This window comes from Pseudomonas sp. S30 (genome assembly GCF_016518545.1).
GTDB lineage: Bacteria > Pseudomonadota > Gammaproteobacteria > Pseudomonadales > Pseudomonadaceae > Aquipseudomonas.
This window is the reverse complement of the sequence record NZ_JACVTO010000011.1, coordinates 42174-56449: the sequence shown is the minus strand read 5'-3', so window position 1 is coordinate 56449 and position 14276 is coordinate 42174. Positions and strand designations below refer to the sequence as shown.

Annotated in this window: 13 protein-coding genes; 11 read left to right on the top strand and 2 right to left on the bottom strand. The window is 63.6% G+C overall.

Features of this window, described 5'->3' with window-relative positions:
• The first annotated feature begins 51 nt into the window (after window positions 1–51).
• The 11 genes from IAE34_RS13965 (at window position 52) to ahpF (ending at window position 12241) form a co-directional block, all read left to right on the top strand.
• Entirely contained in the window at window positions 52–411 is a 360-nt protein-coding gene (locus IAE34_RS13965) for a hypothetical protein (protein ID WP_200139550.1), read from the top strand.
• 144 nt (window positions 412–555) lie between these two features.
• The gene (locus IAE34_RS13960; protein WP_200139549.1) at window positions 556–1206 is read left to right on the top strand and encodes a c-type cytochrome; all 651 of its coding nucleotides are present in this window, start codon (window positions 556–558) and stop codon (window positions 1204–1206) included.
• A complete protein-coding gene (locus tag IAE34_RS13955; protein WP_200139548.1) occupies window positions 1203–2114 on the top strand; it encodes a c-type cytochrome in 912 nt (303 codons plus the stop codon). The genes IAE34_RS13960 and IAE34_RS13955 overlap by 4 nt, the downstream gene beginning before the upstream one ends.
• A 96-nt stretch (window positions 2115–2210) precedes the next feature.
• On the top strand, window positions 2211–3572 hold the full coding sequence (locus IAE34_RS13950) for a UDP-glucose dehydrogenase family protein (protein ID WP_200139547.1): 1362 nt from the start codon (window positions 2211–2213) through the stop codon (window positions 3570–3572).
• Window positions 3573–3620: 48 nt separating this feature from the next.
• The gene (gene galU, locus IAE34_RS13945; protein WP_200139546.1) at window positions 3621–4460 is read left to right on the top strand and encodes a UTP--glucose-1-phosphate uridylyltransferase GalU; all 840 of its coding nucleotides are present in this window, start codon (window positions 3621–3623) and stop codon (window positions 4458–4460) included.
• Window positions 4461–4530: 70 nt separating this feature from the next.
• Window positions 4531–5886, top strand: a complete 1356-nt coding sequence (gene gorA, locus IAE34_RS13940) for a glutathione-disulfide reductase (protein ID WP_200139545.1) — start codon at window positions 4531–4533, stop codon at window positions 5884–5886.
• Window positions 5887–6051: 165 nt separating this feature from the next.
• Window positions 6052–6576, top strand: a complete 525-nt coding sequence (locus IAE34_RS13935; protein WP_200139544.1) for a fimbrial protein — start codon at window positions 6052–6054, stop codon at window positions 6574–6576.
• 58 nt (window positions 6577–6634) lie between these two features.
• Window positions 6635–7378 (top strand): fimbrial biogenesis chaperone, encoded by a 744-nt coding sequence (locus tag IAE34_RS13930; RefSeq protein WP_200139543.1) that lies wholly within the window; start codon window positions 6635–6637, stop codon window positions 7376–7378.
• 7 nt (window positions 7379–7385) lie between these two features.
• On the top strand, window positions 7386–9824 hold the full coding sequence (locus IAE34_RS13925; protein WP_200139542.1) for a fimbria/pilus outer membrane usher protein: 2439 nt from the start codon (window positions 7386–7388) through the stop codon (window positions 9822–9824).
• 166 nt (window positions 9825–9990) lie between these two features.
• Window positions 9991–10554 carry an alkyl hydroperoxide reductase subunit C gene (gene ahpC / locus IAE34_RS13920; protein ID WP_196109961.1) on the top strand — a complete coding sequence of 188 codons (564 nt, stop codon included), beginning with the start codon at window positions 9991–9993 and terminating at the stop codon, window positions 10552–10554.
• Between the two features lie 124 nt (window positions 10555–10678).
• On the top strand, window positions 10679–12241 hold the full coding sequence (gene ahpF, locus IAE34_RS13915) for an alkyl hydroperoxide reductase subunit F (protein ID WP_200139541.1): 1563 nt from the start codon (window positions 10679–10681) through the stop codon (window positions 12239–12241).
• An 82-nt stretch (window positions 12242–12323) separates the two neighbouring features.
• Here the strand turns inward: ahpF and IAE34_RS13910 are convergent, their stop codons facing one another.
• Together IAE34_RS13910 and sstT are read right to left on the bottom strand one after the other, a co-directional pair.
• Complete coding sequence (locus IAE34_RS13910; protein ID WP_200139540.1) at window positions 12324–12971, bottom strand: YceH family protein; 648 nt, start codon at window positions 12969–12971, stop codon at window positions 12324–12326.
• Window positions 12972–13053: 82 nt separating this feature from the next.
• Window positions 13054–14265 (bottom strand): serine/threonine transporter SstT, encoded by a 1212-nt coding sequence (sstT, locus tag IAE34_RS13905; RefSeq protein ID WP_200139539.1) that lies wholly within the window; start codon window positions 14263–14265, stop codon window positions 13054–13056.
• Window positions 14266–14276 lie beyond the last annotated feature (11 nt).

Sequence of the window (14276 nt, the reverse complement as noted above, 5' to 3'; positions counted from 1 at the left end):
AAATGCCTTGGGCACGGTCGAAGCAGTTCTTTGAACGGCGGAGATACGCAAATGAGGTGGATGATGGCAGCGGCGGCGCTCATGCTGGGCGGGTGCGTCAGTGTCTCGGAGCTGGAGCAGTCGCGCGAGACGATGGACGTGATTTCCGGCAAGACACCCCGCGAATACGCCGACTGTGTCAAGGGCAAGCTCAGCGAAACCCGTGATCCACTCACCGAGGAAGTGCGCGGCGAAGGGCTGCGCCTGATCGTGCCGCAGAAGCTCACTGCTGGCGCCGGTCCTGCTGCGCTGTTCGACATCAGTAAACGCAACAGTGGCAGCGCCATCAAGGTGCATGAGCGTTTGAACAACTTCCCGCTGCGCCTGGGGGATGTGCGCACTGCGGCGACCCAGTGCATTTCCGGATCTTGATCCAGCTCAATCGGCTGGCGATTGACGTTGAGATAAGTCCTTTCCTTGCGTAGGGACAACATCAGGCTTCAGGCATGATGACTACTATCCATTTCCTTATGTCTTTTAAGACTAAGCATATAACAAGGAAATGGAGAGTCCCTGATGAACTCGATGAGTCGCCTCATGATCGGCAGCTTGCTGATCCTGGTCGGGCCCCCGGTGCAGGCTGCCGATGGCCAGAACATCTTCACTCAAGGCGGGCAGAACCCCGCCGCCATGGCCTGTCTCGGTTGCCATGGCGCTGACGCCAAGGGCATTGCCGCCGCCGGTTTCCCTCGCCTGGCCGGACTCTCGGCAGCCTACCTGCGCAAGCAGCTCGACGACTTCGCCGCAGGCAGCCGCCAGCAGCCGGTGATGACGCCGTTGGCCAGCGCCCTGAGCGCGCAAGAGCGTGAGGCTGTCAGCACCTGGCTGGCGGCGCTGCCTGCCGAGCCTGTCAGCGGGTTGCGTCGGCAGCAGATGGCCGCCAGTGCCGTCGAACGCCTGGCCCTCTATGGTGACTGGAGTCGTGAGATTCCGGGTTGCGTACAGTGCCACGGACCAGGCGGTGGCGGCCTGGGCGATGCATTCCCGCCACTGGCGGGGCAGCCCACGGCGTACCTGGCAGGGCAGTTGAACGCCTGGCGCGATGGCTCACGGCGCAACGACCCCAATCAACTGATGGTGGGTGTCGCCAAAGCCATGAGCGATGCGGAGATAATCGCCGTGGCCGATTACTTCGCCCAGCTTCCCCAAACGGAGGTGCGGCCATGAGTACGCTATTCACGCTGCTGCTGCTGAGCACCGCTGGCGCCCAGGCCGCCCCCATCGCCATGGAGGACCAGACGCAGCTCAAGCTGCAGGCCAGTTCCGACGCTGCATCTTTCGTAGCACCAGCCGAAGCCGACCTGCCGGACAACGCCTTTGGCGACATGGTGCGTCAGGGCCACGCTCTGTTCGTCGACACCCGACGCCTGATGCCCGAGGCGGTCGGCAATGGCATGAATTGCAGCAGTTGCCACCTCGATCAGGGCCGCATGGCACACTCGGCGCCTTTATGGGGTGCCTATCCGATGTATCCGGCGTACCGCAAGAAAAACGACAAGGTCAATACCTACGCCGAACGTATCCAGGGCTGCTTCCAGTTCAGCATGAACGGTCGCCCCCCCGCTGCCGACAGTGCGCAGATGACCGCCCTGACTGCCTATTCCTATTGGTTGTCGACGGGGACACGCACGGCGATAGAGACGCCCGGCCGGGGCTACCCGGAGGTCCCCGCACCCAAGGGTGGCTACGATTTCGCACGGGGCCGGGAGGTCTACCGCCAGCAGTGTGCCATCTGTCACGGCGATGAGGGGCAGGGCCAGAAAGTGGCCGATGACTATGTGATGCCGCCGTTGTGGGGCAAAGATGCCTACAACTGGGGCGCCGGCATGCATCGCATCAACACGGCGGCTTCGTTCATCAAGCACAACATGCCACTGGGCAAGCGCGGCAGTCTCAGCGACCAGCAGGCGTGGGACGTGGCGGCCTGGATCAACCGCCATGAGCGACCGCAGGATCCGCGTCTGGTCGAAGGCTCCATCGAAAAGACCCGCGTCAAGTTCCATGCCAACGATGGGGTCAATCTTTACGGGCAACGGATCGAGGGGGTGCTGATCGGGCAGGGCACCGGTGGTTGAGCGCTGACGGCTGTCATCCTTGCGCCGCATCTCTGTCACTGCCCTGCAATCGATCGCGGGGTGCAATGGACGCCTCTTCATCGACGGAGCGCGGCCATGGAACTCTGTGTGATCGGGGCGGGGTATGTAGGGCTGGTGACGGCCGCCTGTTTCGCCGAGATGGGTAATCGGGTGGTGTGTCTGGACCATGATGCTTTCCGTGTGGCGCAACTGCGACGGGGCGAGTGCCCCCTCTACGAGCCAGGGCTGGCTGCACTGCTGCGCCAAGGCCTGGACTCCGGGCTGTTGAGCTTCAGCGAGCGACCGAGTCAGGCGCTCGCGCGAGCAGAAGTGGTGTTCATCGCAGTCGGCACGCCGAGCCAGGAAGACGGCTCGGCGGACCTGCAGCATGTGCTCACGGTGGCCGAGAGTCTGGGCCGGCATCTGACTAGAGCGTGCCTGGTGGTCAACAAGTCGACGGTGCCAGTGGGGACGGCCGAGCGAGTCGCCGCCCTGATCGGCGGTGCACTGCGCCAACGCGGTGCTGGTTTTGCCGTGGAGGTGGCCAGTAATCCCGAGTTTCTAAAGGAGGGCAGCGCCGTCGAGGACTTCATGCGCCCTGACCGGATCATTCTCGGAACCCTCAGTCCATCGGCCAGGGAGCGTCTGGAGCGACTCTACGCACCCTTCGTGCGCAACCGCGAACGGGTGCTGTGCATGAGCCCACGTGCCGCCGAGTTCAGCAAGTACGCCGCCAATGCCTTTCTGGCCAGCAAGATTTCCTTCATCAATGAACTGGCCGGGCTGTGTTCGCGGCTGGAGGTGGACGTCGAGCAGGTTCGCCGGGCCCTGGGCAGCGATCGGCGCATCGGCCACGACTTCATCTACGCCGGCTGCGGTTATGGCGGCTCGTGCTTTCCCAAGGATGTCCGTGCGCTGATCCACACTGCCGAGCAGCATGGCTACTCACCCGCCATTTTGCAGGCCGTGCAGGCGCGCAACACCGAACAGAAGACCCTGCTATTCGAGGCCCTGAAGCAGCATTTCGGCGGCTACTTGCGCGGGCGCCGCGTGGCGGTATGGGGGCTGGCCTTCAAGCCAGGCACGGACGACATTCGCGAGGCCCCCAGCCTGGTCCTGCTGGATGCGCTGCTCGCGGCCGAGGTTCGGGTGCAGGCCTGCGATCCAGCGGCGTTGCGGGGTGTTGCCGCTCGCTACGCAGATGCTGTCGCCAGCGGCCAGCTGCGCTTGACGCAAGATCCCTACGGTTGCGTCGAGGGCACCGACGCGCTGGTGCTGGTGACGGAGTGGAAGCAGTTTCGCCAGCCGGACTTTCAGCGCATACGCGGTTTGATGCGCATGCCGGTGCTGTTCGATGGGCGCAATATTTATGATCCATCGGAACTATCCACCCTGGGTTATCTCTATCATGGCATCGGTCGGCCAGGGGTCGGGCATTGTAAGGTGACTGCCGCCTGATTAGACTGCGCCGAATACCACAGGCCCAGCCTTCGTCTAAGGATGTTTATGATCAAAAAATGCTTGTTCCCGGCAGCCGGTTACGGCACTCGCTTCCTGCCGGCTACCAAAGCCATGCCCAAGGAAATGCTGCCAGTGGTCAACAAGCCGCTGATCCAGTACGGGGTGGAAGAAGCGCTCGACGCCGGCCTCAGCGAGATCTCGATCGTCACCGGTCGCGGCAAGCGCGCGCTGGAAGATCACTTCGACATCAGCTACGAGCTGGAAAATCAGATCAAGGGCACCGACAAGGAAAAGTACCTGGTCGGTATCCGTCGCCTGCTCGACGAATGCTCGTTCTCCTACACCCGTCAGACCGAAATGAAGGGCCTGGGCCACGCGATTCTCACCGGCCGCCCACTGATCGGCGACGAGCCGTTCGCCGTGGTCCTCGCCGATGACCTGTGCGTCAACCCCGAAGGTGACGGCGTCCTGACCCAGATGGTCAAGCTGTACAACCAGTTCCGCTGCTCGATCGTCGCCATCCAGGAAGTCGATCCGCAGGAAACCCACAAGTACGGCGTGATCGCCGGCGACATGATTCGCGATGACATCTTCCGCGTGACCAACATGGTCGAGAAGCCCAAGCCCGAGGATGCACCGACCAACTTGGCGATCATCGGCCGCTACATCCTGACGCCGGACATCTTCGACATCATCGCCAACACCGAACCGGGCAAGGGCGGTGAAATCCAGATCACCGACGCGCTGCTGCAGCAGGCCCGCAGCGGTTGCGTCATCGCCTACAAGTTCAAGGGTCAGCGTTTCGACTGCGGTGGTGCCGAAGGGTACATCGACGCGACCAACTTCTGCTTCGAGAACTACTACAAGACCGGCAAGGCTTATTGATCGGCCTTGGGCTTGCAGCCGTGTGTAAAAACAGCCACCCTCGGGTGGCTTTTTTTGTGGAGTCTGGAAAGTGGCCTACGATTTTGATCTGTTCGTGATTGGTGCCGGTTCCGGCGGCGTACGTGCTGCGCGTTTCGCAGCGGGCTTCGGTGCGAAGGTGGCGGTCGCCGAGAGCCGTTATCTGGGAGGCACCTGCGTCAACGTCGGCTGTGTGCCGAAGAAACTGTTGGTCTACGCCGCCCACGTCGCCGATGAAATGGAACAGGCGTCCGGTTACGGGTGGTCGCTGGAAGAGGGCCACTTCGACTGGAGTCGTCTGATCGCCAACAAGAACCGCGAGATCGAGCGCCTCAATGGCATCTACCGCGACCTGCTGGTCGGCAGCGGCGTCACCTTGTTGCAGGGGCATGCACGCATCACCGGCCCGCACGAAGTGGAGGTTGAGGGGCAACGCTACAGCGCCGCCCACATCCTGATCGCCACCGGCGGCTGGCCGGACGTGCCCGACATTCCTGGCAAGGAACTGGCGATCACTTCCAACGAAGCGTTCTACCTGAAACAGCTGCCGCGCCGGGTTTTGGTGGTCGGGGGTGGCTATATCGCGGTGGAATTCGCTGGCATTTTCCAGGCGCTGGGCGCAGACACCACCTTGCTCTATCGCGGCGAGCTGTTCCTGCGTGGTTTCGACGGGGCGGTGCGCGAGCACCTGAAACAGGAGCTGCAACGACGCGGCATGGACCTGCAGTTCAATGCCGACGTCCAGCGTATCGACCAGCAAGCCGACGGCAGTCTCAAGGCGACGCTCAAGGACGGCCGCGAACTGATCGCCGACTGCATCCTATATGCGACCGGCCGCCGCCCCATGCTGGATGATCTTGGGCTGGAAAACACCGATGTGGAGCTCGACGAGCGCGGCTATATTCGGGTCGATGACCACTACCGGACCACCGAGCCGTCGGTGCTCGCCCTGGGCGATGTCATCGGTCGTGTGCAGCTCACGCCCGTCGCGCTGGCCGAGGGCATGGCTGTGGCGCGCCACTTGTTCAAGCCTGAACAGTATCGCCCGGTGGACTACCAGAACATTCCTACCGCTGTGTTCAGCCAGCCGCCCATCGGCACCGTAGGCCTCACCGAAGAACAGGCGCTGGAGGCCGGTCACACCCTCAAGATCTTCGAGAGCCGCTTCCGCGCTATGAAGCTCACGCTCACCGACGTTCAGGAGAAGACCCTGATGAAGCTGGTGGTGGACGCCGAGACCGACAAGGTCCTGGGCTGCCACATGGTCGGCGCGGATGCCGGCGAGATCGTCCAAGGGCTGGGCATCGCGCTCAAGGCCGGCGCTACCAAGCAGCAGTTCGACGAAACCATTGGCGTGCATCCCACCGCAGCCGAGGAGTTCGTGACCCTGCGCACGGCCACCCGCTAGCGCTTTCGCCAGTCGCAGGTATCGAATCCTACGGCTGGCGTCGACTTCTCAAGAGGTTCACCTTCCTACTCCGACAGTGTTGCCGACTTGCCCTGCCGATACTTCCGATGCGCCGCAACGGCGCCGGTCGAGCGTGTGCCTGACCGACCTTTTCAGGAAGATCGCATGAACAAAATCACACATGGTTTGGCAGGAATCTTCGGTTCGCTGATGGTAGCAGGCGTAGCCCACGCCGATCACGGCGAAATCTCGTTCCAGGGGCGGGTGCTGGCACCTACCTGCGTAGTCAACGGCGGAGATGGCAACGTGCCAGTGGTCCTTCCGGATGTCAACGCCGCGAAGCTCGTACGCGCGGGGGATGTCGAGGGGCAGACGCCTTTCGCCCTGCAACTGACCGGCTGCAATCATGTCGGTCGGGTCTCGACCTATTTCGAGCCAGGCCCGACCATCAGCCCTGAGGGACGACTGATAGTCGATGCCGGAGGCAGCAGCAACGTCGAGCTGCAATTGCTCAACAGCGGCAAGGGCGTGATGAACCTGGCCGGCGTCAAGGGTGGTCAGAACTCCCAGGTCGTCGATATCGTGGACGGCAAGGCGACGCTGAACTACTTCGTCGAGTACTACTCGCTGGGTGCGACCACGCCTGGCACGGTGACGTCCCGGGTCCGCTACTCGCTCGACTATCTCTAACCCATCACCTGCGGGGCTGGCCTCAGGCCGTCCCGCCCTCCGCCTCGAGTGCCATCTCATGAAGTTTTCACCCAGTGTCGCGGGATACGCTGTGCTCGTGGCTGCCTGTCTGGCATGCGCGCAGGTCGATGCCAGCGTGGTGGTCGCCAATACCCGCGTGGTATTCCCGGCCTCAGCCTCCGAGGTGACGGTCAGGTTGAGCAATGAAGGGCGCCTTCCTTCGCTGGTGCAGGTCTGGATCGACGAGGGTGCGCTGGAGGAGCCCGATGCTGAACTGGACGGCCCTTTCAGCCTGGCGCCGGCCCTGTTTCGCCTGGACGCCGGCAAGCAGCAGAGCCTGAGGCTTTTTCACGACGGCCGCGAGATGCCACGCGATCGAGAAAGCCTGTTCTGGCTGAACGTACTGGATATGCCGCCCAAGGGTGGCGGCGGCAACAGCCTGCAAATTTCCCTGCGCAGTCGTATAAAGCTGTTCTATCGGCCTCAGGGATTGCCGGGCAAAGCCGCCGACGCCCATGCCCAACTTACCTGGCAGGTCACCCAGGGCACCGAGGGCTGGGTCCTGCAAGCGCACAACCCCACGCCTTACCATGTCAACCTCGGCAGGCTCGAGGCCGTGCGCGGCGCAGTTGCCGTCAAAGCCGAACCGGGTCATGTCCCGCCCATGGGCAGCGCGCAGTTCGATTTGCAGCAGCCGCCCCAGCGTCCGGGATCGCTCGAAGAAGTTCGCTACGATTACCTGGATGACTACGGTGCCGCGAGACCGGCCACGTCTGCTCTAAGATCTGCTGGCAACGGTTAGACGCGGCATGGCGACACGCAAGCGGCGGCTGGTGATCGGTCTGGTATCGGTACTTGCCGATTTGGCCGCTGCCGTGGAATTCGACCCTCGTCTGCTGCGTGGAGGCAGCTCCAGCGACCTGCTGCGTTATCAGGTCGACGCAGCAGTGCCTGAGGGCGAGTATACGATGGACATCACCCTCAACCAGCAGTGGATGGGGCGTCGAACCCTCCGCCTGAGGGCGTTCGACGACTCGGGCCGTGCAGCGCCCTGCTATGACCGGGCGCTGCTCGAAAGCCTGGGGCTGGCCATGGCCGAGCTGGATTCCAGTCTGCCCGGTGGCCAGGCCTCGGAAGACCGTTGCGTTGCACTGACGTCACTGCCCGTGGATGCCAGTGAAGACCTGGACTTCGGCAACCTGCAGTTGCGCCTGGAGATCGCGCAATCTGCCTTGGTGCGCGAGCCTCAGGACCTGTTACCCGTCGAGAGCTGGGATGCCGGTGTCACGGCAGGCTTTCTCGACTACCGGCTGAATCTTCACGAGCAGCACGACACGCGTTCCGGCCAGCGTTATCGCCTGGGTTATCTGGGGCTCGATGCTGGCCTGAATACCGGCGTCTGGTACTGGCGCCACGAAGGGCAGGCGCAGGTCGAGGATGACCGCTCGGCCCGCTATCGGGCGGGGATGACCTCGGTGCGCCGCGATCTTCCGGCCTGGCGGGCGCAGGTCACGCTGGGCGATGGGTATGTGTCGGGCGATGTGTTCGACAGCAGCGCATTGCGCGGCCTGCGGCTGTCTACTGACGAGCGCATGCTGCCTCGCTCGCAGCGTGGCTTCGCCCCCGTTGTGCGGGGGGTGGCCGACAGTACGGCGCTGCTGAGCATACGTCAGCGTGGCGCGCTGCTCTATGAGGCGACCGTTCCTCCTGGGCCTTTCGAAGTGCCGGACTTGCCTGCCAGTGGTCTCAACGACGATCTGCAGATCACCCTGCGTGAGGCCGATGGCCGTATCCGGCGCTTCGATGTGCCTTACCGCACAGCACCGCTCGCGCTGCGCGAAGGCGCGAGTCGCATGGATCTCGGCGCAGGGTTCTGGCGGGACGATCTGGGACGCACCGGTCCACGCTACCTCCAGGGAAGCTGGCAACAGGGCCTGGACAGCAGATTCAGCGTCCATGGTGGCGCCTGGATCGCCGATGACTACCAGGCGGTTGCAGCAGGCACGGCGATCAACAGCCGTATGGGCGCCTTTGGCCTGACCGCCCAGCATGCTCGAACGTCGCTCCAGAACGAGGTTGTGGTGCAAGGACAAGCGCTGCGATTGAGCTGGCGACAGCGGCTCTCGGCGAGCGCTACCGACCTGAGCGCCAACCTGACGCGACGCCAGGACAGCCGCTACTACACGTTCAATGAATCCATGCGCAATCGTGGAACCGCTGTGGCTGCCGGCCAGCGCTGGCGCGCCGCACTGGCGCTGCACCAGAGCCTGCCCGGCGCCGGCCGTCTGAGTCTGAGCGCCAGCGGGAGCGAGCGCTCCAGCGTCGGCGGCAGCAGTGAGTTCAGCGCGGGGTACTACCACCATATGGGGTCGCTCTCCTATGGCCTGACACTGAGCCGGGAGCACCGCGGTGACGGTCAGCCGCTCAACGCCATGCGGCTCACGTTCAGCATGCCCCTGGGGGAACGACGCCGGGGCTCGCTGAGCAGCAATCTGCACCGTGACGCCCAGGGCCGGGGGTCGAGCAACGTGCGCTGGAGCTCGACCGCTGGCGAACAGGGCCAGTGGGGCTATGGGGTATCGGCTACGCGTGTGGAAGGTGCCCAGGCCTCCACAGGGCTGGACGCCAACCTGCTGCACCGTGGCGGGGCGGGCGAGTGGACGGCTGCCGTCGCTCAGCGCCCCGGATGGCGACAGATGGCCTTGGGCGCGCGTGGCGCCGTGGTCGGGCACGCCGGTGGCGTGACCCTGGCACAGCCGCTCGGTGAAAGCTTCGCCATCGTCCATGCACCGGGAGCCCAGGCTGCGCGCATCCAGCAATTCCCCGGTGTGCAGCTGGACGCGCGGGGGTATGCGGTCGTGCCCTCATTGAGCCCCTACAGCGTCAACACCGTCGAGCTCGATCCACAGGGCATGTCCCAGGAGGTGGAGCTTCAGGTCAGTGGTCAGTCGGTGATCCCCCGGGCAGGGGCGGCGTCGCTGCTGCGTTATCCCACCCGCAGTGGTCGCCAGCTCATTCTCAAGGCGCGTGATGAAAAGGGCCACGCCTTGCCATTCGGTGCGCTGGTGAACGACATGGACGGCGCTGAAGTGGGCATGGTGGGGCAGGGTAGTCGCCTGCATGTGCGCTCGGCCAGCGATGAAGGGCGCGTGGAGGTCGTCTGGGGCGAGGGTGCCGACGCCAGGTGCTGGCTCGAATTCACCGCGCAGCAGGCATCGACCTGCATGACGGGCAGGGCACCGCAGTAGATATCGACAAATACGCTATCGGCCAGCACTCCTTATAGCCAAAACCAATCATCAGCATGAGCTTTGCCAATGAGCCATTGCCGGGGGTATTGGGTAGGATTACTCCATCGAAACTTGCTCACCCCATTATTCAACTCAGTGACTCAACCCTCGAAGGAGTGTTTACATGCCTATCATCAACAGCCAAGTCAAACCGTTCAACGCCACCGCCTACCACAAGGGCGAGTTCGTCCAGGTCAGCGAAGCCGACCTGAAAGGCAAGTGGTCCGTCGTGTTCTTCTATCCGGCCGACTTCACGTTCGTTTGCCCGACCGAACTGGGTGACCTGGCCGACAACTATGCCGAGTTCCAGAAACTGGGCGTGGAAATCTACGGTGTCTCCACCGACACCCACTTCACCCACAAAGCATGGCACGACACGTCCGACACCATCGGCAAGATCCAGTACCCGTTGATCGGTGACCCGACCCACGTCATCGCTCGCAACTTCGATGTGCTGATCGAAGAAGCCGGCCTGGCTGACCGCGGTACCTTCGTGATCAACCCAGAAGGTCAGATCAAGATCGTCGAACTGAACGATGGCGGCGTTGGCCGCGATGCCACCGAGCTGCTGCGTAAGGTCAAGGCCGCTCAGTATGTCGCTGCCCACCCAGGCGAAGTCTGCCCGGCCAAGTGGAAAGAAGGCGAAGCCACCCTGGCGCCATCGCTGGACCTGGTCGGCAAGATCTGAAGTCATGTCACCCACGTGGGCGGTGAGCGGCCGCCATAGCTGACGCTGACGCTGCCCCGTCAAACGCCCGGGCGACTTCGCCTGGGCGTTTTTGTATCCGAGTATCGAAAAAGGAATCGCCCGTATGTTGGACGCCACGCTTAAATCGCAACTGAAAACCTACCTGGAGCGGGTCACCCAGCCGATCGAGATCGTTGCCTCCCTCGATGACGGTGCGAAGTCCCGCGAAATGCATGACCTGCTGGTGGAGATTGCCGGCCTGTCGACGTTAATCACCTTGCGTGAGGACGGCGCTGATGCACGTCGGCCGTCGTTCTCGCTCAACCGCCCAGGGGGCGATATCAGCCTGCGTTTCGCCGGTATTCCCATGGGCCACGAATTCACCTCCCTGGTATTGGCCCTGCTGCAGGTGGGCGGACACCCTTCCAAGGCCAGTGCCGAAGTGATCGAGCAGATCCGTGCACTGGAAGGCGAATTCACCTTCGAAACCTACTTCTCCCTGTCGTGCCAGAATTGCCCGGACGTGGTTCAGGCACTGAACCTGATGGCCGTGCTCAACCCTGGCATTTGCCATGTGGCGATCGATGGTGCGCTGTTCCAGGAAGAAGTCGAATCGCGCAAGATCATGGCCGTGCCGAGCGTCTACCTCAACGGCGAAGTGTTTGGCCAAGGGCGCATGGGTCTTGAGGAAATCCTCGGCAAGATCGACACCAGTGCCGGTAGCCGCCAGGCCGAGAAGATCAACGCCAAGGACGCTTTCGACGTGCTGGTGGTCGGCGGTGGCCCGGCCGGTGCCGCCGCAGCGATCTACGCCGCGCGCAAAGGCATCCGTACCGGGGTCGCGGCCGAGCGTTTCGGCGGCCAGGTGCTCGACACCCTGGCGATCGAGAACTTCATCTCCGTGCAGGACACCGAAGGCCCCAAGCTGGCCATGGCGTTGGAAGAACACGTCAAGCAGTACGAGGTGGACATCATGAACCTGCAGCGAGGCGAGGCGCTGGTGCCGGGTGCCGAGGGTGGTCTGCACGAAGTCCGCCTGGCCAGTGGCGCGTCGCTCAGGGCCAAGACGGTGATCCTCGCCACTGGTGCACGCTGGCGCGAGATGAACGTGCCTGGCGAGCAGGAATACCGTGCCCGCGGTGTAGCCTACTGCCCCCATTGCGACGGCCCGTTGTTCAAGGGAAAACGCGTGGCGGTAATTGGTGGCGGCAATTCGGGCGTGGAGGCCGCGATCGACTTGGCGGGCATCGTTGCCCAGGTCACGCTGATCGAATTCGACGGCCAATTGCGTGCCGACGCCGTGCTGCAGCGCAAACTGCACAGTCTGCCCAACGTGAAGGTGATCACCCGAGCACTGACCACCGAGGTATTGGGTGACGGCGAGAAGGTCACCGGTCTGCGCTATCAGGACCGCAGTACCGAACAGGTTCATGAGCTGCCGCTCGAAGGGATCTTCGTGCAGATCGGCCTGCTGCCGAACACCGACTGGCTCAAGGGAACGGTCGAGCTGTCACCGCGTGGCGAGATCATCGTCGACGCCAAAGGCCAGACCAGCGTGCCCGGTGTGTTCGCAGCCGGTGACGTGACCACTGTGCCTTACAAGCAGATCGTCATCGCCGTGGGCGAAGGTGCCAAAGCTTCGCTAGCTGCCTTCGACCATTTGATCCGGACCTCGGCGCCAGCCTGAGTCCAGCGTCAACCAGAGACCGCGCTCACCTTCGGGTGAGTGCGGTTTTTGCCTGTCGGTGAGGCCATGGCCGGTCGCGCTGTCAGCCTTCCAGCTGAGCCAGGCGTGCCTCCAACGCCGCGATCCGGGCTTCCAGCGCATCGATACGCTCAACCGCCGCACTGCTCCCGACGCCTCGCGACCCTGCCTCGTGCTGGCGCGCGGCGAGAATGGCTTCGGTTTCGGCGGGATCGCCCAAGGCATGGGTGTAGCGGTCCTCGCGCTGGCCCGGCTGGCGCGGCAGATGAGCGGCCAGGCCCCGTGACACGAGCCGGTCCAGCTGATGCTGGACCTGCTCCAGGTCTTCGAACCCATGGAGCCGCTGGCTGCGCGTCAGCAGCTCGCTGACGGTCTGCGGTCCGCGCAGGAACATCAAGCCGATCAGCACCACTTGCGCTGGAACCAGCTCCAGGGTCTTGTCCACGCGGTGCTCCCAGCGATCCGCGCGGCTGCCCATCTGCAAGCGCGTCATGTCCTGCCCCTCGAGCGCGCGCAGGGCCTGGCCCACCTGGCCGGGCGACAGCGTCACCACCGGTTCGCGACTGGTCTTCTGATTGCAGGCCAGCACCAGCGCATTGAGGGTCAGTGGATAGCTTTCCGGGCTGGTGGCCTGCTTCTCGATGAGCGATCCGAGGACACGGATCTCCACGCTGTTGAAGCGGCCTTCGCCTGCGGTTTCGTGTTCCGACATGTCCCTGCCTCATTGCTAGGAAAAGGCCACTAGCCTAGGGCCTGGATTGACCGCAGGCAATCGCTGTATTTGCTCAAGCTGGTCAGGAGGCGCGTCGTTCCATGGCTTCGCAGGCAGCGGCGGTGAACAGCACGTCGGTGGAAGAATTCAGTGCGGTTTCAGCAGAGTCCTGCAGGACGCCGATGATGAACCCGACAGCCACGACCTGCATGGCGATCTCGCTGGGGATGCCGAACAGGTTGCAGGCCAGCGGAATCAGCAGCAGGGATCCGCCGGCGACGCCCGATGCGCCACAGGCGCAGACCGCTGCCACGACGCTGAGCAGGATCGCGGTCGGCACATCCACAGTGATGCCCAGGGTGTGAACTGCCGCCAGGGTAAGGACGGTGATGGTGATCGCGGCGCCCGCCATGTTGATGGTCGCACCCAGCGGAATGGACACCGAGTAGGTGTCCTCATGCAACTCCAGACGCTGCGCCAGCGCCAGGTTCACCGGGATGTTCGCTGCCGAGCTGCGGGTGAAGAACGCGGTGATGCCGCTTTCGCGCAGGCAGAGCAGGGTCAGCGGGTACGGGTTGCGGCGGATTTTCCACCAGACGATCAGCGGATTCATCACCAGCGCGACGAACAGCATGCAGCCGATCAGCACGCCCAGCAGGTGCAGGTAGCCCAGCAGCGCGCTCATCCCCGACTCGCCCAGCGTCGAGGTGACCAGCCCGAAGATGCCCAGCGGCGCGAAGCGTATGACGACGCGCACCAGTTCGGTGATGCCCGTGGACAGGTCGTCGATGACGCCGCGCGTCGCCTTGCCGGCTCGGCGCAGTACCACGCCCAGACCGATCGCCCAGGTCAGGATGCCGATGAAATTGGCGTTCACCAAGGCGCTCACCGGGTTGTCCACGGCGCTGAGCAACAGGCCTTGCAGCACTTCGGTGATACCGCCTGGCGCGGCCAGTGACACGTCCTGTGTGCTGAGCAGCAGGGGGGAGGGGAAGGCCGTGCTCGCTACCACGGCAACTACGGCGGCGCCAAAGGTGCTCAACAGGTACAGCCAGAGGATCGGTCGAATGTGGCTTTGCCGCCCTTGCTGATGATTGGCGATGGAGGCGATCACCAGAACGAACACCAGGATCGGCGCCACCGCCTTGAGTGCCGAGACGAACACCTTGCCCAGAAACGCCATGTCCCGAGCCAGGCTGGGCGCGATCAGGGCCAGCGCGATTCCGGCCGCCAGGCCGATGAGTATCTGCGTCACCAGGCTGGTGCGGTTCAGGAAGCGAAAGGCAGAAGTCATGTGCAGCGGGG